The following is a 22,139-nucleotide window of genomic DNA, read 5'->3' on the forward strand; positions in this document are numbered from 1 at the left end:
AAGCGCCGGGCCGCGTCACCCACCCCCGGGCACGCTAACCAAGCTGCGCCGGCAGCTCCGTCGCATGCGTCACGATCAGCCCCGACACCGCACGCGTCAGCGCCACGTACAGCCTCCGCAGCCCCGTCCGCTCGTCCGGCTCGCCGTCCACCACCGCCCGCGGCTCGTCCAGCACCACGTAGTCGTACTCCAGGCCCTTGGCCAGCGAGGCCGGCACCAGGGTCAGCCGCGTGGCGTGGGTGGTCTCCTCGCCCGGCCCGACGTACCCGATGCCCGCCGCGTCGAGCGCCGCCGCCAGCTCCGGCACCCGCGCGTCCGCCGCGATCAGGCCGACGGAGCCCTCGCGGGAGAGCAGCTCACCGCAGGCCGCCAGCGCTCCGGCCGTCCCCGCGGGCGTCGTACGGATGTCGAAGAAGCCCGGGTTCTCGCGGATCGACGCGACCGGCGTCAGGCTCGGCGCGATGTGCGGCAGCAGCCGGGAGGCGTACGCGATGACGTCCGTCGGCACGCGGAAACCGGCCGTCAGCTCCTCCACCACGGCCTCGCCCTTGCCCAGGTGCCCCAGCGCCTCGGCCCAGCTCCGCGTCGCCCACGGCGTGGTGCCCTGCGCCAGGTCGCCGAGGACGGTCGCCGAGCCGGTGGTGCAGCGCCGGCCCACCGCGCGGTACTGCATCGGGGAGAGGTCCTGCGCCTCGTCGAGGACCACGTGCCCGAGCGAGTGGGTGCGCTCGACCAGGTCGGTCGCCTCGTCGATCAGCACGGCGTCCGCGGGCGACCACCTGGCGGACTTCACCGAGCGGGCCGGCTTCACCCACAGCACCGCCTTCTGCTCGTCCGCGGAGAGGACCCCCGTGGCGTGCTCGGCGAGGAAGTCCGCGTCGGAGAGGAGACGCAGGACCAGCTTGGCCGGGTCGACCGGCGGCCAGACCGCCTTCACCGCGGCCTTCACGGCGGAGTTGCGCGCCACCGCGTTCTGCACCCGGTCGTCCGGCGCCTCGCCCGCCCGCTCCATCTGCACCAGCACGAGGTGCGCGATGCGCTGCGGCAGCGCCTCGCGCGCGGCGCCGTAGCGGATGTCGCGGGCGAGCAGCTCGCGGACGATCTCCTCCAGCTCGTACGCGGCCACCCGCCAGCGCCGTGAGCCGCGCACCACGACGATCCCCTCGGCGGGCGGGGAGACGTGCGCGTAGAGGGCCCGGCGCAGCACCTCCGCCATCCGCGCGTCCCCCTTGACCACCGCCGTCGCCGCCTCGTCCGCACCGCGCACCTCGACGTGGCCGACCAGGTCCTCGACGGTGGCCTGGCGGACCGTCAGCTCGCCGAGGGCCGGGAGCACCTGCTCGATGTAGTGCAGGAAGGACCTGTTCGGCCCGATGACCAGCGTGCCGGTGCGGGCCAGACGCTCGCGGTGGGCGTACAGGAGGTAGGCGACCCGGTGCAGGCCGACGGCGGTCTTGCCGGTGCCGGGGCCTCCCTGCACGCAGACCGAGCCGGTCAGCCCTGCGCGCACGATCTCGTCCTGCTCGGGCTGGATCGTCGCGACGATGTCCCGCATCGGCCCGACGCGCGGCCGCTCGATCTCCTGCTGGAGCAGCTTGCTGGTGGTGGCCGCCTCGGCCGGGTCGGACAGGTGCTCGTCCTCGTACGCCGTGAGGTCCCCGCCGGTGTAGCCGAAGCGGCGGCGCAGCGAGACGTCCAGCGGGTCCTTCTTCGACGCCCGGTAGAACGGCTGAGAGACCGGCGCCCGCCAGTCGATCACCATCGGGTCGCCGTCCGCGTCGTGCACGTGCCGGCGCCCCACGTAGAAGCGCTCGCCCTCCGCGCCCTCCGCCTGCTGGGCACCGGGAGCGTGCAGGTAGTCGAGCCGGCCGAAGAACAGCGGGGTCTCGCTGAGGTCGGCCAGCGCCTTGATGCGGTCCTCGATCTGGCTCTCCAGGACCGCGGCGTTGACCCAGTTCGCGGTCACGTCGGAGATGTCGAGGGACTCCACGTCCTCGCGCATGGCGCGCAGGGCGGAGCGCGAGGCGGCCAGGTGGGCGCGTTCGCGGGAGAGGGGGTCGGGCGCGGGGTCGTCGTGGACGGGCGTGGACAAGGCGGTGCCTCCGGGTGACCTGCGGTGCGGTGGGCGCGGGCGCGCGCGGGAAGCCGACCGGTTTCCAACCGGACGACGGCACTCCGTGAGGGAGGCGGGCAAGAGCGGAGATTTTAGGGGAGGAGGCGGCGGGCGGGCCAACGCTTTTTCACCCGCCGGTGTCATCCCCCGCTCGCCCCCTGGTGTGGTGTCATCCCGCTCGACCCCTAGGGGACGAGCCCTCCGACCTGAGGGGCACCCGTCCCCCGGGAGGTGTACGCGGGGGCGGGGCGGGTTCGGTCCCGAGACCGATGCCGGTCGGGGCCGCGCGGTCGCACCATGGAGACATGAGCGCAGCAACCATGTACCCCGCCCCGGCACCGGTCCGTGCGTCCGGTGCCACGCCCGTGGCCGGCAGCCACCGGCACCGGCTCGGCGACGCCGTGCGCGCCGTGCGGGTGTTCGCGGGCGCCGCCTTCGACGTGGTGATCCTCGGTGAGTACGGCGAGGAGGCCGGCGTCCGCCGCCGCTGACCCCGGGCCGCCGGACTTGGAAAGGCCCCTCAGCCCCTCAGCCCCCTCAGACCCCCTCGCCGAGCACCTCGTCCGCGTCCATGATCCGGTACGCGTAGCCCTGTTCCGCCAGGAAGCGCTGGCGGTGGGCGGCGAAGTCCTGGTCGAGGGTGTCGCGGGCGACGACCGAGTAGAAGTGCGCCTGGTGACCGTCGGCCTTCGGACGCAGCACCCGGCCGAGCCGCTGCGCCTCCTCCTGCCGGGAGCCGAAGGTGCCCGACACCTGGACGGCGACCGTAGCCTCCGGCAGGTCGATCGAGAAGTTCGCGACCTTGGAGACGACGAGCACGCTGATCTCGCCCCGCCGGAAGGAGTCGAAGAGCTTCTCCCGCTGGGCGTTGGACGTCTCGCCCTTGATGACCGGCGCGCCCAGGTGCTCGCCCAGTTCGTCGAGCTGGTCGATGTACTGGCCGATGACGAGGATCTGCTGCCCGGCGAAGCGCCGCACGATCGCCTCCGTCACCTTCCGCTTGGTGTCGGTCGTCGCGCAGAAGCGGTACTTCTCCTCCGTCTCGGCGGTGGCGTACGCCAGCCGCTCGGAGTCGGTGAGGTTGACCCGGACCTCCACGCAGTCGGCGGGCGCGATGTAGCCCTGCGCCTCGATCTCCTTCCACGGCGCGTCGAACCGCTTCGGTCCGATGAGGGAGAAGACGTCGGACTCGCGGCCGTCCTCGCGCACGAGGGTCGCGGTCAGACCGAGCCGCCGCCGGGCCTGGAGGTCGGCGGTGAACTTGAAGACCGGCGCCGGCAGCAGGTGCACCTCGTCGTAGACGATCAGCCCCCAGTCCCGGGAGTCGAACAGCTCCAGGTGCGGGTAGACGCCCTTCCGCCGGGTCGTCAGCACCTGGTACGTGGCGATGGTGACCGGCCGGATCTCCTTCCTCGTGCCGCTGTACTCGCCGATCTCGTCCTCGGTCAGCGACGTGCGCTTCACCAGCTCGTGCTTCCACTGCCGGGCGGAGACGGTGTTCGTGACCAGGATCAGCGTCGTCGACTTGGCCTGGGCCATCGCACCGGCCCCGACCAGCGTCTTGCCCGCACCGCAGGGGAGGACGACGACACCGCTGCCGCCGTGCCAGAAGTTCTCCACCGCCTGCTTCTGGTACGGGCGCAGCGCCCAGCCGTCCTCCGCCAGCTCGATCGGGTGCGCCTCGCCGTCGACGTACCCGGCGAGGTCCTCGGCGGGCCAGCCGAGCTTGAGCAGCGTCTGCTTGATCTGCCCGCGCTCGGAGGGGTGCACGGCGACCGTGTCGGGGTCGATGCGGGCGCCGACCAGCGGCGCGATCCGCTTCGACTTCAGGACCTCCTCCAGCACCGGCCGGTCGGTCGTCGTCAGGACGAGGCCGTGCGCCGGGTGCTTGGAGAGGGTGAGGCGGCCGTAGCGGTCCATCGTCTCGGCGATGTCGACGAGCAGCGCGTGCGGCACGGGGTAGCGGCTGTACTCGACGAGGGCGTCCACGACCTGCTCGGCGTCGTGGCCGGCCGCCCGCGCGTTCCACAGGCCCAGCGGCGTCACCCGGTAGGTGTGGATGTGCTCGGGCGCCCGCTCCAGCTCGGCGAACGGCGCGATGGCCCGACGGCAGTCACCGGCCCGCTCGTGGTCGACCTCCAGGAGCAGGGTCTTGTCGGACTGGACGATCAGCGGACCATTCACGGGCGGCACCCTTTCGCGCGTAGGCCGACGGCGACTGGACGGATCGGCCAAACGTCCAGTGTGCCTGATCGCGCCGCCGGACTACTTGAGACCGATGTTGTTGATCAGCGGCCCCTCGATGGTGACGCCCTCGGTGACCAGCGGCTCCACGCCGGTGACCGGCAGCGGGAGCGGCAGCGCGGCGGCCTTGGGGGCGAGCGCGCCGAGCAGCGCCGCGGCGGTGATCAGGGCGGCCACGGAGACGGCGACGGCGGAACGGGCGGTGGAGCGGAGGGGTTCGGCGGTCTTGGGACGCATGAGGAGCCTTCCGGAGCGAGGGGGAGGAGAGGGAGAGCGGGAGTGGGGAGGTGATCCGGAGCGGGCCGGGCCCAGGGGGACTGGGAGCCCGGCCCGCCGGAAGGGGACGTGACGGATCAGCGGGCGGTCAGAGGGTGAGGCCCCCACCGAGGTCGATGCCGACCGCGGCGGCCTCGGCGGCGAACGCCGCGATCAGGGTCGCGGTGGAGGCCAGGACGGTGGCGACTCGGCGAACGGCAGTACGCATCGGGTTCTTCCTTTCGGTTTCGGTGCAGGACACCCCGTGGCTGCCCGACCGCCGAAAGATCGATGCGGTTTATGAAAAAAGCTCCCTCTCAGGTGCGAATCACCCGGCGTGGCGTGCATGAACCGGCGCGTACGCCCGAAAGAGGGCGTGTCACGTCGCGTCGTCGGCCAGTTCCGCCACGCCCGTCACGCGGTGCAGCGGGTAGGTGCGCACCTCGTCCGCCGTGTGGTCGTACGCCGTGACGAAGCCGCCCTCCACCCGGATCGGGGCGATCACGCGCTGGCTGGCGGAGCCCTCTGCGTTCACGTAGCCGATCCACAGCGCCTCGCCGGTCAGCACCGCCGCCTGCATGGTCGCGAGCGTCTCGGCGGCGCCCGTGCGGGGCAGCTCGCCGCCCGCCGCACCGCCCTCGCCGTCCCCGGGGCCCGGCTTGCGCGGGGCCGTGGACGCCAGGTCGCCCGCCCGGACGGCGCGGATCGCGGCGGCCAGCAGGGTGTCGTCGGGCGCCGGCGGACCGTCCGGGACCGGCTCCGGCGCCGCCCGCGGCGGGGTGCGGCGGGCGTCGGCCCGCGCGATCACTACATCGCCCGCGGCGGACTCGGCGGCCGGCGCGAACCCCATCGCGCGCAGCCCCTCGAGCAGCGCCGCCGGCTCGGCCTGCGCGGCCAGCACGGTCGGCGCGAGGCGACGCAGACCCAGCCCTGCGCCCCGCCGGTCGGCGAGGATCTCGTCCAGCGTCGCGTCGTCGTCGCAGCGCACGTACGCCGAGGCCACGCCCACCCGCAGCCGCCCGTGCCGCCGGGCCACGTCGTCGATCAGGTACGTCAGGGGCTGCGGCACCGGCGTGCGGGAGTGCCGGGCCAGGAAGGTGTGCAGCTCGGCGGCGGTCTGCCCGGCGTCCAGCGCACGGCGCACCGAGCCCGGCGTGAACCGGTAGACGGTCGCCCCGCCCTTGGACTCCACGTCCGCGAGCACCCCCAGCAGGTCGGCCAGCTCACGCTCCAGCGGCCCCGGCGCCACCGCCGTCAGGTCGGCCTGGAGCAGCACGTGGTCCAGCGGCTCCGGGAGGAGCGGCGCGAGCAGCCGGGCGGCGGTCGCGGCGGCGGCGGCCCGTTCGCCGGGGGCCGGGGGAGCCGGGGGCGCGGGCGTGCGGTGGTGGACGGGGAGCTTGTCGCCGGGGCCCTCGGGATCCTTCGCCGGGTGCGGCGGCTCGGGCGCCCCGATCAGGGCCCGCCCCGGCGCGGCCAGCGCGCCGCGGCCGGTGACGCCCAGCAGCTCGGCCTCGGACAGCGTCCACCGGGCGAGCCGGGTCCGCAGGTCGTCCTCCCGCCGGTCCCGCTCGGGTCCGCGCAGCGGGCGCTCCCAGCGCAGCCGGGCCAGCACCGACTCCTCGGTGGGCGAGGCCCCCTCGGGCAGGCCCGCCAGCAGGGCCAGCACCCGGTGCCGTACCTCCGGCGCCGCCGAACGGTCCAGGTTCGGGCCCAGCGCGGAGAGGGTCCGGTCCTTCGCGTCCCGCCCGCCGACCACACCCGGCGTCCGGGTCGCCGTCAGCCACGTCTGCGCGAGGTCCGCCCAGCGCTCGGCGGGCGGCAGCTCCCGCCACTCGTCGTACGCCGGGGTCGGCGCGTACCGCTCGTCGGCCTCGCCGTCGGAGGCGATCAGCCCGGCCGCGTAGGCGAGTTCCAGCCAGAAGGCGGCGACCGGCTCGGGCAGGTCCAGGGCGACGGCGGTGCGCTTGAGGTCGCGCACGCTCAGCCCGCCGGCCCGGAGCACCGTCGGGCCGCCCTCGTCCCACTCCTTCAGCAGCTCGGTCACGGTCGCCAGCGCCGCGAGGGCCTGCCCGGCCGCGGTGGCGTCCACAACCTGTGGACGGTGCGTGGCGGCGGCCTCCACCGCGGGCGGGGCCGGTTCGGGCGTCCGGTGCGCGCGGCCCGCGCGCAGGTGCAGGGCGACCTCGCGGGGCAGGACGACCGTGCCGGGCGCGGTGGGCAGCAGCAGGCCGCGGTCGAGGAGCGCGCGCAGGTGCGCCGCCGGGTCGTGGGTGACCTGCCCGTACGGGGGTCCCCACACCAGCCGGGCCAGCACCTCCCGCGACTCCTCGGGCAGTCCGGCCAGGAGGGCCGTCATCCGGCGCCGGTCGGCGAACAGGGTGCCGAGCGCGGTCACCGCGGACACCGAGTCGTGGGTCGAGGGCAGGCCGGCGGTGGTCAGGATCTCCTGGATCCGCCCCGGCGACATCCCGGCGGTCGCCTCCCGCACGGTGGGCCCGAGACCCGTGGGGGACGGGTGCTGCGGGGAGGGCGCGAGCAGCTCACGGGCGGTGCGCACCAGCCGCAGCCGGTCGTCGGCGCCCCACACCAGGGCCTGCTCACGCAGCAGGGCGACGGCCCGGGGCAGCGCCGCGGCGACGGCCGGGTCCTCGTCGTCCCCCGCCATCAGACCGAGCAGCTCGCCGTACGGCGCCGGGTCCGACGCCACGGCCAGCGCCTCCGCCGTCTGGAGCGCGAATCGGTCGAGACGCTCCAGCGCCCGCACGACCGAGGCCCGGGTGCCGGCCCGGGTGGCGAGCTGCGTCAGGTCGGTGGGCACGGGAGTGATCAGGTCGGGACGGCTGCGCAGGAGGGCGGCCAGCGAGACGTCGTCCCGGACACGGAGCGCCTCCGCGAGGGACCGGGGGGCCGCGGACTTCTCCTCGGTGCTCATCCGGTCCACGTTAGCGGGTGGCGGTGACGGTGGGGGGTCGCGTGCGCCGGTGCCGTGCGCGGGGTGTCCGCCGCCCACGGGAGGATTCGGTACCGTCGTCCGACGGGCTGCCACAACACACCGCCCCGGAGGGGACCGTGGGGATCGAGAGCGACCAGGTCGTCTACGAGTATCTGAGCCGCGTCGGCGACGTGGCCCAGCAGCGGCAGCTGCCGTCGGCCGCGCGCATGCGGCTGGTCTCCGAGCTGCGCAACGAGATCGACCGGCACCGGGCCAGGACCACCGTGGACAGTCCCGCCGCCGTCCGGCGCATCCTGGACCGGCTCGGCAGCCCCGACGACCTCGTCGACGCGGCGGGCGGCACGAGCGGGGTCCGCCCGTCGCCGGTGCCGTCGCCGACCGCGGTGCCCGAGCAGCGGGACACGGACCCCCGCGGGGCCGAGCGCCGCAAGGGCCTGCGGCGGAAGGCGCCCGCACCCCCGCCCGAACAGCCGGCCGCCGCCCCACCCCATGTGGCGAGCGCGGCGGAGCTGGGAGGCGGCGGCCGCGGTCCGCAGCCGGACTGGTGGCGGGTGGAGGGCGGCCCGTTCGGCGCCATGGGCGACAGCGTGCCCGGGTTCGTCGGCGGGGTGGAGATCCCGGAGCTGCTCAAGCCGCCGCCGAAGCCGGAGGACGAGGCGGGGAAGGACGGGGCGGGGAAGAAGGACGCCACCGCCGCGAAGCCCGCCGCGGTGGAGCAGGTCGTGGAGCCGGTCCCGGCCGGAAGGAAGCGGAGGCTGCTCCGCCTGGCCCGGCCCCGGCCCGAGGGCGGCTGGAACAACCCCCTGCTGCTCGCCGCCGGGCTCCTGGTCGTCGGCGCCGTCCTCGGCAACCTCGTCGCCCTGGGCCTGGGCTGGCTGATCGCCTACCTGTCACGCCGCCTGACCGCGGCCCAGTCCAAGTGGGCGGTTCTGGGCCTGCCCGGCACGGTCGCCGCCGCCGGTGTGGTCTGGCTGTGGGGCCGCACGGAGGGCCGCTGGGGCGACCCGATCGCCGAGGGCCACATGAACGACGCGGTCACCGAGACCTGGCCCTGGGTCCTGCGCGGCGCCGCCGTCGCCACGGCCCTGTACCTGCTCTGGCACTCCCGCCGCCCGCGCGGCTGAACCCTCCCCGCGAAAGGCGCCGGGCACGCCTCCCGGCCCCGCGGCGCGGATCGCACGGGCCCGGTGCGCCTGCTGGGCGGCTTGGGTGGATGACCGGGGTCTGGTGCGTCTGCTGGGCGGCTTGGGTGGATGGCCTGGGTCTGGTGCGTCTGCTGGGCGGCTTGGGTGGATGGCCTGGGTCTGGTGCGTCTGCTGGGCGGCTTGGGTGGATGACCGGGGCCCAGTGCGTCTGCCGGGCGGCTCGGGCGGATCGCCTGGGCCCGGTGCGTCTGCCTGGGTGGCCCGGGCGGATCGCCTGGGCCGGGGCGGTGCCCTTCGGGCGGCCGGAGTGGGGGCGTCCCGGGTCGTTTCAGGCGGCGGTGGCCGCGTGGTCGCGTGGGGCTTCAGCGCCCGGCCCGGCCGGGCCCGGTGCGGGCACGTCCCGCGGCCGGCCCACCCCGGCCAGGGGCCCGGCCGGCGCCGTCGAGGGGACCTGCACAATGGGGCCCATGGCCTCCACCACCCGCACCGCCCCCACCGTCGGCTTCGATCTCGACATGACGCTGATCGACTCGCGGCCCGGCATCCGGGCCTGCTACCTGGCGCTGAGCGAGCGGACGGGGACGTACGTCGACGCCGACCTGGCCGTGACCCGGCTCGGGCCGCCGCTCGTGGAGGAGCTGGCCAACTGGTTCCCGGCCGAGGAGATCGCCGCCACCGCCGACCTCTACCGGGAGATGTACCCGTCCTACGCGATCGGGCCGACGCTCGCGCTGCCCGGCGCCCGGGAGGCCGTCGCCGCCGTACGCGCGGCCGGCGGGCGGACGCTCGTCGTCACCGCCAAGTACGAACCCAACGCCAAGCTGCACCTGGCGCACCTCGGCATCGAGCCGGACGCCGTGGTGGGCAACCTGTGGGCCGAGCAGAAGGCCGTCGCGCTGCGCGAGCACGGCGCGGACGTCTACGTCGGCGACCACGTCGGCGACGTCCGCGGAGCCCGGGCCGCGGGCGCCCGCTCCGTGGCGGTGGCCAGCGGCCCGTGCGGTGCCGAGGAGCTGCGCGCGGCCGGCGCGGACGTGGTCCTCGCCGACCTGACTCAGTTCCCGGAGTGGCTCGCGGGCTTCGGAGACGGCGAGGGTGACGGGGCGGCCGCCGCGCGGGCCTGACGGCGCCCGGCCGCGATCGACTGGAACACCCCCGCCCCGGCGATCAGGAAGCCCACGCCCATCAGCATGCTCAGGCCGAACATGTAGGTGGGGAACGGCGTCGTCCCCAGCAGCAGCGGGGCCACGGTGACCAGAGTGGCCACCGTACCGACGAAGAAGACGATCGCACCGGCTCGGATCAGTCGGTCACCGGGCGCGGCGGAATTCGATTGGGTTTGTTCACGCACTCGACCAGGGTAGTTCCCAGCCCTGGGGAACAACCGAGGGACGTCTTGTCAGCCGCCCCAGGACCATTAGCCTTGGTACCGGCGGGTCAGGGCGACCCGCCCAAGTGCTATCAAGAGCCGTTTCCGAGCAGTTTTCCGAGCAATTTCCCGACGAGCACGAGGACGAGGACAGACGTGCCTACCGGCAAGGTCAAGTGGTTCAACAGCGAGAAGGGCTTCGGCTTTCTCTCCCGCGACGACGGCGGTGACGTCTTCGTGCACTCCTCGGTCCTTCCCGCCGGAGTCGAGGCGCTGAAGCCCGGCCAGCGCGTGGAGTTCGGCGTCGTCGCCGGGCAGCGCGGCGACCAGGCCCTGTCCCTGACCCTGCTGGACCCGGCCCCGTCGGTCGCGGCCGCGCAGCGCAAGAAGCCCGACGAGCTGGCCTCCATCGTCCAGGACCTGACGACCCTCCTGGAGAACATCACCCCGATGCTGGAGCGGGGCCGCTATCCCGAGAAGACCGCCGGCAAGAAGATCGCCGGCCTGCTCCGCGCCGTCGCCGACCAGCTCGACGTCTGACCCCGCCCGCCCCTCAGGGGAACGCCAGCGCGTCCGGGCCGAGGGCCGGCACCAGTCCCTCGGCCGCCGCGCGCGTCAGCAGGCCCCGGATCGCCGCGTAGCCGGCCTCGCCGAGGTCGGCCGTGAACTCGTTGACGTACAGCCCGATGTGCTGGTCGGCGACGGCCGGGTCCATCTCCTGCGCGTGCTCCATGACGTAGGGCCGGGAGGCCTCCGGGTCGTCCCAGGCCGCGCGGACCGAGGCGCGGACCGCGTCGGCCAGCCGGGTCAGGGTCTCGGCGCCCAGCGCCCGGCGGGCGATGATCGCGCCGAGCGGGATCGGCAGCCCGGTGGTCAGCTCCCAGTGCTCGCCCATGTCGGCGAGCTTGTGCAGCCCGTAGTTCCGGTACGTGAAGCGCGCCTCGTGGATCACGAGTCCCGCGTCGACCTTCCCGTCCCGCACGGCCGGCATGATCTCGTGGAACGGCATGACCACGATCTCGCCGACCCCGCCGGGCACGGTGTCGGCCGCCCAGAGCCGGAACAGCAGGTACGCCGTCGACGTCTCGCTGGGCACCGCGACCGTGCGCCCGCGCAGGTCCGCGTCCGCCTCCCGGGTCAGCACCAGCGGCCCGCAGCCCCGGCCCAGGGCGCCGCCGCAGGGCAGCAGGGCGTACTCGTCGAGGACGTACGGCAGCACGGCGTACGACACCTTCAGCACGTCCAGCTCGCCGCGTTCGGCCATGCCGTTGGTGATGTCGATGTCCGCGAACGTCACGTCGAGGGCGGGCGCGCCCGGCACCCGGCCGTGGGCGAGGGCGTCGAAGACGAAGGTGTCGTTCGGGCAGGGCGAGTAGGCGATCCGGAGGGGCTCAGCGGTCGAGCCGGTCGCGTCGGTCGTGTCGGTCGTGTCGGTCATGATGGGTTCCAACTCCTGAGGACGGGTGCGAGCTTCCCGAAGGCGTCCGTCAGCGCCGCGAGGGCCTCGCCGATGCGCCAGGCGGCGCGGTCGCGGGGGCCGACCGGGTTGGAGACGGCGCGCAGTTCCAGTACCGGCACCCCGTGCGCGGCGGCGGCCTCGGCGACGCCGAAGCCCTCCATCGCCTCGGCCAGCGCGTCCGGGTGGCGGGCGCGCAGCAGCGCGGCGCGTTCGGCGGTGCCGGTGACGGTGGACCCGGTCAGGACGGTGCCGGGGCGGGCGCCGGTCGCGGCGGCGGTGGCGCGTACCAGGGCGGGCGGCGGGTGGTGGGTGACGGTGCCGAAGCCGAGGTCGGTGACCGGCAGGAAGCCGTCGGCGGTCTCCGCGCCCAGGTCGGCGGCGGTGATCGCGTCGGCGACGACGAGCGAGCCGACCGGTGCGTGGGGCGGGAAGCCGCCGCCGATGCCGGCCGAGACGACCAGGCCGTAGGGGGCGCCGTCGAGCGCCGCGGCGGTCAGGGCGGCGGCGGTGGAGGCGGCGGCGAGAGCGGGGCCGACCCCCGCGGCCAGCAGGTCCGGGCCGCCGTCCGGGAGGCGGTGCAGGACCGCGCCGGGGAGGGCCGTCTCGGCGGCCGGCGCCGGGAACGCCCGTGCCACCGCGTCCCGTTCGGCGGGGACCGCGGTGGCCACGAGAACGCGCGTGGAGGACGTGGTCAGTCGTCCTTCTTCAGCTTGAAGGACCACAGACCGGTGGCCGCCTCGCTGTCGTCCTTGCCGTCGCCGGCCTTGATGGTGACCAGCGTGGAGTCGCCCTGGGCGCCGTACTGGGCGTTGAAGAACACGCTGCCCGGGACCGTCCGGTAGGTGTTGTCCGTGTCGTCGGTGAGCTGCTGACCGTTCATCAGGATCGTCCAGCGCTCGTCGGCGACGTCCGGGTCGACGCCGAAGCGGACCGTGTCGTCGGCGTTGACCGAGATGGACTTGACTTTGTCGTTCTGCAGGCACTCCTGGATCTCGGCGGTCTCCAGGGTCTTGCCGTGCCCGCCGCACTCGGCCTCGGAGCTGACCGAGTCACTGCCGACCGTGACCGTGGCCATGGGCGTGGGCTTGTCACAGGCGGACAGCAGGAGCAGTCCGGCGGATACCGCGCCGGCGGCGGCGACGGCGCGGCGGCGCCGCACAGCGCCGTGTCCGAGGGCGGCAGTGCCGCGGAGCAACGTGGTCATGGGCGAAGGCTATCTGGCGCCCGCGGCCCGTCCCCCACCTGGGTACGGCGTGGCGTGATCACGCCACCCTGGGTCGGCTCGGCCCGCCGTGCCGCGCCGAGCCGACCAGACCCCGTACGGTCGTCAGCCACCCGGCGGCGATGATCGCGGCGCCCACCGACAGGCCCAGCGTGCCGTTGAGGGGCAGCACGATGCCGACCGCGCCGCCGAGCACCCAGGAGACCTGGAGCAGCGTCTCCGAGCGGGCGAACGCCGAGGTGCGGACGAGTTCCGGCACGTCCCGCTGGATCAGCGCGTCCAGGGACAGCTTGGCCAGCGCCTGCGCGAACCCCGCGACCGCCGCCAGACACGCCACCAGGACGGCGCTGAAGAACACCGCGGCCGTGACCGCCGCGCCCAGCACGATCGCGACCACCGTCACGATGATGATCTCCGGCGCCCGGGACCGCAGCCACGCCCCGACCGCCGTGCCCAGCGCGTTGCCCGCGCCGGCCGCGACGCCCACGATCCCCAGGGACACGGCCGCGCTCTGCCCGGACAGCGGGTGCACCCGCAGCAGGAAGGCCAGGAAGAAGATCAGGAAGCCGGTCAGGCAGCGGATGGCGGCGTTGGCGGCCAGCGCGTGCGTCACCGCCGGGCCGACCGTGCGCAGCCCCGGCCGCTTGCTCCGCTTGCGCAGCGGACCGTGCAGATGGTTCTCGTCGGCGGCGAGCAGGGCGCGGGCCTCGCCGCGCGCCGAGTCCACCGTGTGCGGCAGCGTGAACGACAGCACGGTGCCCGCCACGAAGATCACGAACGCGCCGTACAGCGGCCAGCGCGGCCCGACCTGCTGGAGCCCCGCCCCGATCGGCGCGGCCACACCGGTGGCGAGCAGCCCGCACAGCGTGACCCGCGAGTTCGCCTTGACCAGGGAGAAACGGGGTGGCAGCAGCCGTGGTACCACCGCGCTTCTGACCACGCCGTACGCCTTCGAGGCGACCAGCACGCCGAGCGCGGCGGGGTACATCTCGATGCTGCCGGTGATGACCGCCCCCGACAGCACCAGCGCGAGCAGCGCCCGCGCGGCCATCGCGCACGCCATCGCCGCGCGGCGCCCGTGCGGCACCCGGTCCAGGAGCGGGCCGATCACCGGGGCGAGCAGCGTGAACGGCGCCATGGTGATGGCCAGGTACAGCGCCACCCGGCCGCGCGCCTCGTCGGTGGGGACGGAGAAGAAGACGGTGGAGGCGAGGGCGACGGTGATCATGACGTCCCCGGCGCCGTTCACCCCGTGCAGCTCGATCAGTTTGCCGAGGCCCGACTCGCCGGCCCCGTGCGCGTGCGTCGCTTTCCGGATACCGCGCGCGGTCCCGGTCACCGGAAGGCGAAGGGCGCGGCCGAGCGCGCGGAACCGCGGGCCGGGGCCACGCCTCCGGCCCCCGCCCTTGAACTCCGTCCGTGCGGCTGCCACCCCGTCATAGTGCCCCGAGAGCGGGGGCTATAGCGTCCCATCGGCACGGATGGCGGTGATCGAGTCGGGTGACACGGACGCCGGAGGCGGGCGGGAAGAGCGGACCTTACCCCGCCGAAACTCCCGTCGGTGTAGGCCCAGCGCACATGAGCAGGTAGCGTGCCTAGCGCGCCGTGGCGAACGTTCTCGGCCGCGCGCCTCACGGCCATCCCGCAGAATGGATGACGTAGGTGTGCCCGAGCGCGATCGGGCGCGGACGTCGACGCGGTCCACAGGTCCGCTCCGTCCGCCCCTCGCAGGCAGCGGCGCACTCGTGAGACGGCGTATGGAGAGAAGCGATACCTGTGAGCGCAGCGACAACGCGAAGCCGCACCCCTGACCGCCTGTGCGCCGAGGCCCTCGACCTCGCCCGCGCCGCAGCCGAGGAGGCCGCCGCCCCCGGCGTCGTCGGCGAGCACGAGGGCCTGGTGTCGGAGGGCGACCGGGTCGTCACCCACTACTTCGCCTGCAAGGAGATGGGGTACCGCGGCTGGCGCTGGGCCGTGACCGTGGCCCGCGCCTCCCGCGCCAAGATCGTCACGGTGGACGAGGCGGTGCTGCTGCCCGGCCCCGACGCGCTGCTGGCGCCTGAGTGGGTGCCGTGGAGCGAGCGGCTGCGGCCCGGCGACATGGGCCCCGGCGACCTGCTGCCCACCGACGCGGAGGACCTGCGTCTGGAGCCCGGCTGGAGCGGCGAGGACGAGCCGCCGCCGAACTCCGTCGTCTCCCACGAGATGGCCGACCTGGTCGAGGCCGAGGACGCGGAGGTGACCGCCGGACCGCCCGCCGAGCTGACCACCGTGCCGGCCCGCGGCACCATCTCGGCGGTCGCCGAGGAACTGGGTCTGCGCCGCACGCGGGTCCTGTCCCGGTACGGGCTGCACGTCGCCGCCGACCGCTGGGAGGACGGCTACGGGCCGAAGACGCCGATGGCCCAGGCGGCCCCCGCGTCCTGCGTCAGCTGCGGCTTCCTGGCCCGGATCGGTGGCTCGCTCGGGCAGGCCTTCGGGGTGTGCGCCAACGAGTTCTCGCCCGCGGACGGGCACGTCGTGTCGCTGGCCTACGGGTGTGGGGGGCACTCCGAGGCGGCGGTGATGCCGAAGCCGCCGCGGGTGGCTCCGCCGGTGATCGACGAGACGCGGGTGGATCCGTTCCCGCTGCGGCCGGCCTCGGACTCGGGGTCCGTCTCCCTGGCGGAGGACGAGGCGTCGGCGGAGCTGGGGCATTCGTAGGTTGCCTCCTCGGCGGGTGGGCCGGTGCGGGTCCGTCGTGGCTCGCGTCCCCGGGGGCTGCGCCCCCGGACCCCCCATCGGCCTTGACGGCCTCGTCCTCAAACGCCGGACGGGCTGAATGATGCGGCCGGGCTGGATGGTGCCGCTCGGCCGCATGACGGCGCCCGAGCGGGATGACTGCGCCCCGGCCGGGTGGTGGCGGCCGCGCCGGATGATGCTGCCCGGGCCGGATGGTCGCGGTCGGGCTGGATGGTGGCGCCTGGGCCGGATTGTGGCGCCTGGGCCGGATGGTGGCGGTCGGGCTGGATGGTGGCGCCTGGGCCGGATGGTGGCGGTCGGGCTGGATGGTGCTGCCTGGCCGGATGATGCCGCCTGGGCCGGATCGTGGCGGCCGGGCCGGATGGTGCCGCCCGCGCCGGATCGTGACGGCCGGGCCGGATCGTGACGGCCGGGCCGGATGGTGGCGGCCGGGCCGGGTGGTGGCGCCCGGGCCGGATGGTGGCAGTCGGGACGGAGGAATGCCGGGCCGGTGAGGGAGGCTCCTCGCGGTACCTTCGTGGTCCGTCGATGAGGAGAGTCACCGTGAGCATGTTCGTGCAGCCTGCCGCCGAGGGGGCCGATCCGTTCGGCACGGGACGTCTTCGGCGCGGGGTGCTGGACGCCTGGGCGACGAGCCCGGCCCGGTTCCGTGAGGACGCCAACGCCGAGGAGGACCTCGTCCTCGGCGGCTACCGCGACCGGCTGGTCGTCGAGCTGGCGCAGAACGCCGCCGACGCCGCCGCCCGGTCCGGCGTGCCGGGGCGGCTCCGGCTGACCCTGCGCGACGGCGTCCTCGTCGCCGCCAACACCGGCGCCCCGCTGGACGCGACCGGCGTCGAGTCGCTGTCCACGCTGCGCGCCTCCGCCAAGCGGGACGCCGGGGACAGCGCCGTCGGCCGGTTCGGGGTCGGCTTCGCCGCCGTCCTGGCCGTCACCGACGAGCCCGCCGTCGTCAGCCGCCACGGCGGAGTCCGCTGGTCCCTGGCCGAGGCCCGCGACCTGGCCGCCGACACCGCCGGGCACAGCCCCGGCCTGGGCGACGAGATCCGGCGGCGCGACGGGCACGTCCCGCTGCTGCGGCTGCCGTTCTCCGCCGAGGGCAGCGCCCCCGGCCCGTACGACACGGCCGTCATCCTCCCGCTGCGCGACACGGCCGCCGCCGACCTCGCCGAACGGCTCCTGCACGCCGTGGACGACGCCCTGCTGCTCGCCCTGCCGGGCCTGGCGGAGGTCGTGGTGGAGGTCGCGGACGACGTCCGCACGCTGTCCCGCCGCACCGAGGGCGCCCTCACCGTCGTCGAGGACTCCCGCGAGGGCACCACCCGCTGGCGCACCGCCGCCGCGCACGGCCCGCTCACCCCCGACCTGCTCGCCGACCGGCCGGTCGAGGAGCGGCTGCGCCCGCACTGGTCCGTGACCTGGGCGGTGCCGGTCGACGCCGACGGCGCCCCGGCCCGGCCCCGCACCAGCCCCGTGGTGCACGCGCCCACGCCCAGCGACGAGCCGCTCGGCGTGCCCGCCCTGCTCATCGCCTCCTTCCCGCTGGACTCCACCCGCCGGCACGCCGCGCCCGGCCCGCTGACCGGCTTCCTGACCGAGCGGGCCGCCGACGCCTACGCCGGGCTGCTCGCCGACTGGCGCCCGGTCACCGCCGGTCTCATCGACCTCGTGCCCGGCCCGCTGGGCAAGGGGGAGCTGGACGGCGCGCTGCGCCAGGCGATCCTCGAACGGCTGCCGCGCACCGCCTTCCTGCCGCCCGCCGCCGGACCGGCCGAGGACGACCCCGACCTGCCCGACTCCCTGCGGCCCCGCGACGCCGAGGTGGTGGAGGGCGCCGGCGCCGACACCGTGCGGGTCCTCGCCGAGGTGCTGCCGACCCTGCTGCCCGCCGGCCTCGAACGCCGGGTGGAGCTGCGCACGCTCGGCGTCGCCCGGGTGCCGCTGACCGACGCGATCGACCGGCTGGCCGGTCTGGAGAAGGACCCGGGCTGGTGGCACCGGCTCTACGACAGCCTCGCCGGCGTCGATCCCGACCGGCTCTCGGGGCTGCCGGTACCGCTGGCCGGGGGCGCCTCCCAGGGCTTCGGGACGGGGGCGGTGCGGACCACCATCGGGCCCCGGCAGGTGCTGCTGCCGTCCCCGGAGGCCGCCTCCCTCGACCCGGAGGTGCTCACCCGCCTCGGCCTGAAGATCGCCCATCCGGACGCCGCCCATCCGCTCCTGGAGAAGCTCGGCGCCCTCCCGGCCACCCCGCGTGCCGTGCTCACCACCCCGCAGGTCCGGGCCGCCGTGGCCGCCTCGCTGGAGGACGACGGCGGCGCGAACTGGGAGGAGGACGCCCTCGACGCCGAGGAACTGGCCGACACCGTCCTCGGCCTGGTCCGCGACGCCGGGCTCGACGCCGGGGACGAGCCCTGGCTGGGCGCGCTCGCCCTGCCCGACGAGGACGGCGAACTCTCCCCGGCGGGCGAACTCGTCTTCCCCGGCGGCCCGTTCGCGCGGGTCATGCGCGAGGACGAGGTCGCCGCCGTGGACGCGGAACTGGCCGAGAAGTGGGGGGAGGACGCGCTGGCCGCCTGCGGTGTGCTCGTCACCTTCGCCCTCGTCCGCGCCACCGACGTCGTCCTCGACCCGGACGAACTGGACCCCCGCGAGGGGGACTTCGCCGAACCCGACGACGCCGGGCTGCTGGACGCCGTGGACGTGTGGAGCGAGGACGTCCTGGACCGCTTCCCGGACACGCCCGTGCCGCCGGTCGCCACCGAGATCGTCGCCGTGCGAGACCTGGACCTGGTGGACGACGACCGGTGGCCCGAGGCGCTCGCCCTGCTGTCCCGGCCGCCCCTGCGGGACGCGCTCGTCCAGCCGGTCCGCGTGCTGCTGCCCGACGGCACCCACGAGGTCGTACGGCCGTACACCGCGTGGTGGCTGCGCGGGCACCCGGTGCTCGGCGGGCGGCGCCCGGCCGGACTGCGCGCGGCGGGCTCCGACCCGCTGCTGCGCGGCCTGTACGACGAGGCCGACGCCTCCGGCTTCGAGGACGAGCAGGTCCTGCGGGCGCTGGGCGTACGCACCTCGGTCGCCGCGCTCCTCGACGAGCCCGGCGGCGCGGCCGAACTCCTCGACCGCCTCGCCGACCCCGGCCGCCCGGTCACGGCCGCCCAACTGCACGCCCTGTACGGCGCGCTGGCCGACCTTGACCCGGATCAGGTCACCCTGCCGGACGACGTGCGGGCCGTGGTCGACGGCGAGGTGCGCGTGGTGGACGCCGCCGACGCGGTCGTGGTCGACTCGCCGGACCTGCTGCCCTTCACCTCGGGCGTGCCGCTGCTGCCGGTACGGCCGGCCCGGGCCGCCGAACTGGCGGAGCTGTTCCAGGTGCGGCGGCTGAGCGAGTCCGTCACCGGGCACGTGGACTCCGAGGGCACCGAGCACGACGTGCCGGAGCCGGTGCGGGTGCTGCTCGGGGCGCGGACCCCGGCGTCGTACGTGGAGCACGGGGAACTGGTCGTCGACGGTGTGGAGATCGACTGGCGGCTGACCGACGACGGGGCGCTGCACGCGGCGACGCTGGAGGGGGTCGCCGCGGGGCTGGCCTGGGCGGCGGGGCAGTGGCCGCGGCGGTTCGAGGTCGCGGCCCTGCTGGAGGACGAGTCCCGCACGGAGGAGCTGGCCAGGGACCGCTGGTTCGACTGACGGCTCCGGACCAGCCGGGGGCGCGGTGGGCGCCCCGCAGGGGCGCGGGGAACTGCGCGACCAGCCACGACGGCGGGGTGGCGGGCAGAGACCGTCACACGGGGAAGCGGCGGTCCACCCACCGCCACACGAGCTCCAGCACCGCCGCGCCCCCCACCGCCACGCCGACGGCAGTCCACGGCATCGTCATCCCCACCAGCTTCAGGGCGAAGAAGTCCTGGAGCCACGGGACCGCCAGGACCACCAGGAAGGCCGCGCCCATCGTCGCGACCAGCAGGACGCGCCACCACGTGTAGGGGCGGGCGATGATCGCGAGTACCCACATCGAGATCAGGAACAGCGTCAGCGTCGCCGCGCTGGTCTCCGCGTCCAGGGCGCCCGGGCCGCTGTAGTGGTGACGGGCGATCAGGTACGTCGCGAAGGTCGCCGCGCCCGCCACCACGCCGCCCGGGATCGCGTACCGCATCACCCGCCGGACGAAGTGGGGCCTGGCCCGCTCCTTGTTGGGGGCCAGGGCGAGGAAGAAGGCGGGGACGCCGATGGTGAGGGTGGAGAGCAGGGTCAGGTGCCGGGGCAGGAACGGGTACTCGACCTGCGAGCAGACCACCAGGATCGCCAGCAGCACCGAGTAGACGGTCTTCACCAGGAACAGCGTCGCGACCCGGGTGATGTTGCCGATGACCCGGCGGCCCTCGGCGACCACCGACGGCAGCGTGGCGAAGCTGTTGTTGAGCAGCACGATCTGCGCCACCGCCCGGGTCGCCTCCGAGCCGGATCCCATCGCCACGCCGATGTCGGCGTCCTTGAGCGCGAGGACGTCGTTGACGCCGTCGCCGGTCATCGCGACGGTGTGGCCGTGCGCCTGGAGGGCGCCCACCATGTCCCGCTTCTGCTGCGGGGTGACGCGGCCGAAGACCGTGCCGTCGTCCAGCGCCCCGGCCATCGCCTCCCGGTCGGCGGGCAGCCGGCGGGCGTCGACGGTGGTGCCGGACAGGCCGAGCTTGGCGGCGACCGCGCCCACGGACACCGCGTTGTCGCCGGAGATGACCTTGGCGCGGACGTCCTGCTCGGCGAAGTAGCGCAGCGTGTCGGCGGCGTCCGGGCGCAGCCGCTGCTCCAGGACGACCAGGGCGGTCGGCGCGACGTCCTCGGCGACGGCGGGGTCGGTCAGGGCGCGGGAGGCGCGGGCGAGGAGGAGGACCCGCAGGCCCTGCTCGTTGAGGCGTCCGGTCTCGGCGAGGGCGGGGTCGTCCTCGGTCAGCAGCACGTCCGGCGCGCCGAGCAGCCAGGTGCCCGAGGCGCCGTCGGGCCCGCTGAACGCGGCGCCGCCGTACTTGCGGGCGGAGGAGAAGGGCAGGGCGTCGGTGCGCTGCCACTCGCCGTTCGCCGGGTAGGCCTCGATGACGGCCCGGAGCGAGGCGTTGGGGCGCGGGTCGGCCGCGCCGAGGGCGCCGAGCACCGTGCGCACGTACGCCTCGTCGGCGCCGTCGAGGAGGCGCAGACCGGTGACGTCCATGCCGCCCTCGGTGAGGGTGCCGGTCTTGTCCAGGCAGACGGTGTCGACGCGGGCCAGGCCCTCGATGGCGGGCAGTTCCTGGACGAGGCACTGCTTGCGGCCGAGCCGGACGACGCCGATCGCGAAGGCGACGGAGGTGAGCAGGACCAGGCCCTCGGGGACCATCGGGACGATGCCGCCGACGGTGCGCGCGATCGAGTCGTCCAGCTCGTTGTCCTTGGCGAGCAGCTGGCTGAGGATCAGGCCGAGGGCGGTCGGGACCATCATCCACGTGACGTACTTGAGGATCGTGGAGATCCCGGAGCGCAGCTCGGACTGGACCAGGGTGAAGCGGCTGGCCTCCTCGGCGAGCTGCGCGGCGTACGCCTCCCGGCCGACCTTGGTCGCCTGGAAGGCGCCGCCGCCCGCGACCACGAAGCTGCCGGACATCACCGGGTCGCCGGGCCGCTTGACGACCGGGTCGGCCTCGCCGGTCAGCAGCGACTCGTCGATCTCCAGACCGTCGGCCTCGACCACCACGCCGTCGACGACGACCTTGTCGCCGGGCCCGGTCTCGATGACGTCGTCCAGCACGATCCCCGAGGTGCTGATCTCGGTGGCCGTCCCGTCCCGGCGCACGGTCGGCCGTGCCTCGCCGATCAGGGCGAGCGAGTCGAGGGTCTTCTTGGCCCGCCACTCCTGGACGATGCCGATGCCGGTGTTGGCGAGGATCACGAAGCCGAAGAGGCTGTCCTGGATGGGGGCGACGACCAGCATGATCACCCAGAGCACGCCGATGATCGCGTTGAACCGGGTGAACACGTTGGCGCGCACGATGTCGGCGACCGAGCGGCTGCTGCGCACCGGTACGTCGTTGACCTGGCCGCGTGCGGTCCGTTCGGCGACCTCGGCCGCCGTCAGCCCGGTCGCCGGCGTGCGGGCGGGACCCGGGTGCGCGGGGTCGAGCCGGTCGTCGGCGTCGAGATGCGTCATGGGCTCGACGGTACGTGCGGATTCGGGGCTTCACCGGCTCAAAACGGCAAAGATCCGACCTGGGGAGGACGGGGTGGTCCGGCCGGTGCTGCCCCGGTACTACGCGTCGTCCCGTGCCGCCCGCCGCAGGGCGGCCTCGCGGCCCCGGACGTACCAGATGCCGATCAGGCCGAGTCCGGCTCCGGCCAGGCAGGTCCACACCCACCAGGTGTGGCCGCGGTCGTCGAACCAGCCGTAGAACGGGAGCTGAGCCAGGAAGAGGACGAACCACAGGACGGTGCCGCCGACGATGGTCGGAACCACGGGGCCCTCCAGGGGCTCCGGTGCCTCGCGCGTGGGTGTCCACTTCTTCATGCGTACAGCTTACGAGGAGCGGGCGAACGGGTTGTCGGCGCGGCATTCTCGGGGTCTACGCGCGGAGATAGCGATCTCCGGCTCATACGTTCATACTGA

At 74.8% G+C, this 22,139-nt stretch carries 17 protein-coding genes; 6 read left to right on the forward strand and 11 right to left on the reverse strand.

Annotated elements, in window-relative coordinates:
* Positions 1–34 precede the first annotated feature (34 nt).
* Complete coding sequence (locus tag ACGF3J_RS12620) at positions 35–2,092, reverse strand: ATP-binding domain-containing protein (protein WP_161328853.1); 2,058 nt, start codon at positions 2,090–2,092, stop codon at positions 35–37.
* Positions 2,093–2,418: 326 nt separating this feature from the next.
* Between ACGF3J_RS12620 and ACGF3J_RS12625 the strand changes: the two genes are divergently transcribed.
* On the forward strand, positions 2,419–2,604 hold the full coding sequence (locus tag ACGF3J_RS12625; RefSeq protein ID WP_163016220.1) for a hypothetical protein: 186 nt from the start codon (positions 2,419–2,421) through the stop codon (positions 2,602–2,604).
* A gap of 46 nt (positions 2,605–2,650) precedes the next feature.
* Here the strand turns inward: ACGF3J_RS12625 and ACGF3J_RS12630 are convergent, their stop codons facing one another.
* The 3 genes from ACGF3J_RS12630 to ACGF3J_RS12640 all read right to left on the reverse strand — a co-directional run bounded on the left by ACGF3J_RS12630 (position 2,651) and on the right by ACGF3J_RS12640 (position 7,544).
* A complete protein-coding gene (locus ACGF3J_RS12630; RefSeq protein WP_161328854.1) occupies positions 2,651–4,297 on the reverse strand; it encodes a DNA repair helicase XPB in 1,647 nt (548 codons plus the stop codon).
* An 81-nt stretch (positions 4,298–4,378) separates the two neighbouring features.
* Entirely contained in the window at positions 4,379–4,594 is a 216-nt protein-coding gene (locus tag ACGF3J_RS12635) for a hypothetical protein (RefSeq protein WP_161328855.1), read from the reverse strand.
* A gap of 397 nt (positions 4,595–4,991) precedes the next feature.
* A complete protein-coding gene (locus tag ACGF3J_RS12640) occupies positions 4,992–7,544 on the reverse strand; it encodes a helicase-associated domain-containing protein (RefSeq protein WP_393854107.1) in 2,553 nt (850 codons plus the stop codon).
* A gap of 137 nt (positions 7,545–7,681) precedes the next feature.
* On the opposite strand from ACGF3J_RS12640, the gene ACGF3J_RS12645 reads away from it, so the two are divergent.
* Both ACGF3J_RS12645 and ACGF3J_RS12650 read left to right on the forward strand, forming a co-directional pair.
* Positions 7,682–8,689, forward strand: coding sequence for a hypothetical protein (locus tag ACGF3J_RS12645; RefSeq protein ID WP_393854108.1), 1,008 nt, complete (start codon positions 7,682–7,684; stop codon positions 8,687–8,689).
* 479 nt (positions 8,690–9,168) lie between these two features.
* A complete protein-coding gene (locus tag ACGF3J_RS12650) occupies positions 9,169–9,834 on the forward strand; it encodes an HAD family hydrolase (RefSeq protein WP_393854109.1) in 666 nt (221 codons plus the stop codon).
* Here the strand turns inward: ACGF3J_RS12650 and ACGF3J_RS12655 are convergent.
* Positions 9,765–10,061, reverse strand: a complete 297-nt coding sequence (locus tag ACGF3J_RS12655) for a hypothetical protein (protein WP_161326521.1) — start codon at positions 10,059–10,061, stop codon at positions 9,765–9,767. The two genes, ACGF3J_RS12650 and ACGF3J_RS12655, sit on opposite strands and share 70 nt — an antisense overlap.
* Positions 10,062–10,235: 174 nt before the next feature.
* Here ACGF3J_RS12655 and ACGF3J_RS12660 point away from each other — a divergent pair, with 174 nt between their 5' ends.
* A complete protein-coding gene (locus ACGF3J_RS12660; RefSeq protein WP_053132946.1) occupies positions 10,236–10,619 on the forward strand; it encodes a cold-shock protein in 384 nt (127 codons plus the stop codon).
* A gap of 13 nt (positions 10,620–10,632) precedes the next feature.
* Here the strand turns inward: ACGF3J_RS12660 and ACGF3J_RS12665 are convergent, their stop codons facing one another.
* Genes ACGF3J_RS12665 through ACGF3J_RS12680 form a run of 4 tightly spaced genes read right to left on the reverse strand, consistent with a single transcriptional unit; the run spans position 10,633 to position 14,192 of the window.
* The gene (locus tag ACGF3J_RS12665; protein WP_161326520.1) at positions 10,633–11,517 is read right to left on the reverse strand and encodes a 1,4-dihydroxy-6-naphthoate synthase; all 885 of its coding nucleotides are present in this window, start codon (positions 11,515–11,517) and stop codon (positions 10,633–10,635) included.
* Positions 11,514–12,260: a futalosine hydrolase gene (locus tag ACGF3J_RS12670; RefSeq protein WP_393854110.1), complete on the reverse strand. Its 747-nt coding sequence runs from the start codon at positions 12,258–12,260 to the stop codon at positions 11,514–11,516. The genes ACGF3J_RS12665 and ACGF3J_RS12670 overlap by 4 nt, the downstream gene beginning before the upstream one ends.
* Complete coding sequence (locus ACGF3J_RS12675; RefSeq protein ID WP_202558572.1) at positions 12,230–12,742, reverse strand: DUF2771 domain-containing protein; 513 nt, start codon at positions 12,740–12,742, stop codon at positions 12,230–12,232. Before ACGF3J_RS12675 ends, ACGF3J_RS12670 begins: the two co-directional genes overlap by 31 nt.
* Positions 12,743–12,800: 58 nt before the next feature.
* The gene (locus ACGF3J_RS12680; protein ID WP_161330589.1) at positions 12,801–14,192 is read right to left on the reverse strand and encodes an MFS transporter; all 1,392 of its coding nucleotides are present in this window, start codon (positions 14,190–14,192) and stop codon (positions 12,801–12,803) included.
* A 344-nt stretch (positions 14,193–14,536) separates the two neighbouring features.
* Between ACGF3J_RS12680 and ACGF3J_RS12685 the strand changes: the two genes are divergently transcribed.
* Both ACGF3J_RS12685 and ACGF3J_RS12690 read left to right on the forward strand, forming a co-directional pair.
* Entirely contained in the window at positions 14,537–15,463 is a 927-nt protein-coding gene (locus tag ACGF3J_RS12685; protein WP_161330590.1) for a DUF3027 domain-containing protein, read from the forward strand.
* 582 nt (positions 15,464–16,045) lie between these two features.
* Positions 16,046–19,198 (forward strand): sacsin N-terminal ATP-binding-like domain-containing protein, encoded by a 3,153-nt coding sequence (locus tag ACGF3J_RS12690; protein WP_161331935.1) that lies wholly within the window; start codon positions 16,046–16,048, stop codon positions 19,196–19,198.
* Positions 19,199–19,292: 94 nt separating this feature from the next.
* Here the strand turns inward: ACGF3J_RS12690 and ACGF3J_RS12695 are convergent, their stop codons facing one another.
* Entirely contained in the window at positions 19,293–21,686 is a 2,394-nt protein-coding gene (locus tag ACGF3J_RS12695; protein WP_161331936.1) for an HAD-IC family P-type ATPase, read from the reverse strand.
* 99 nt (positions 21,687–21,785) lie between these two features.
* On the reverse strand, positions 21,786–22,040 hold the full coding sequence (locus ACGF3J_RS12700) for a DUF2530 domain-containing protein (protein WP_161331937.1): 255 nt from the start codon (positions 22,038–22,040) through the stop codon (positions 21,786–21,788).
* Positions 22,041–22,139: the final 99 nt, after the last annotated feature.

This window comes from Streptomyces sp. NPDC048171 (assembly GCF_043202655.1).
Taxonomy (GTDB): Bacteria; Actinomycetota; Actinomycetes; order Streptomycetales; family Streptomycetaceae; genus Streptomyces.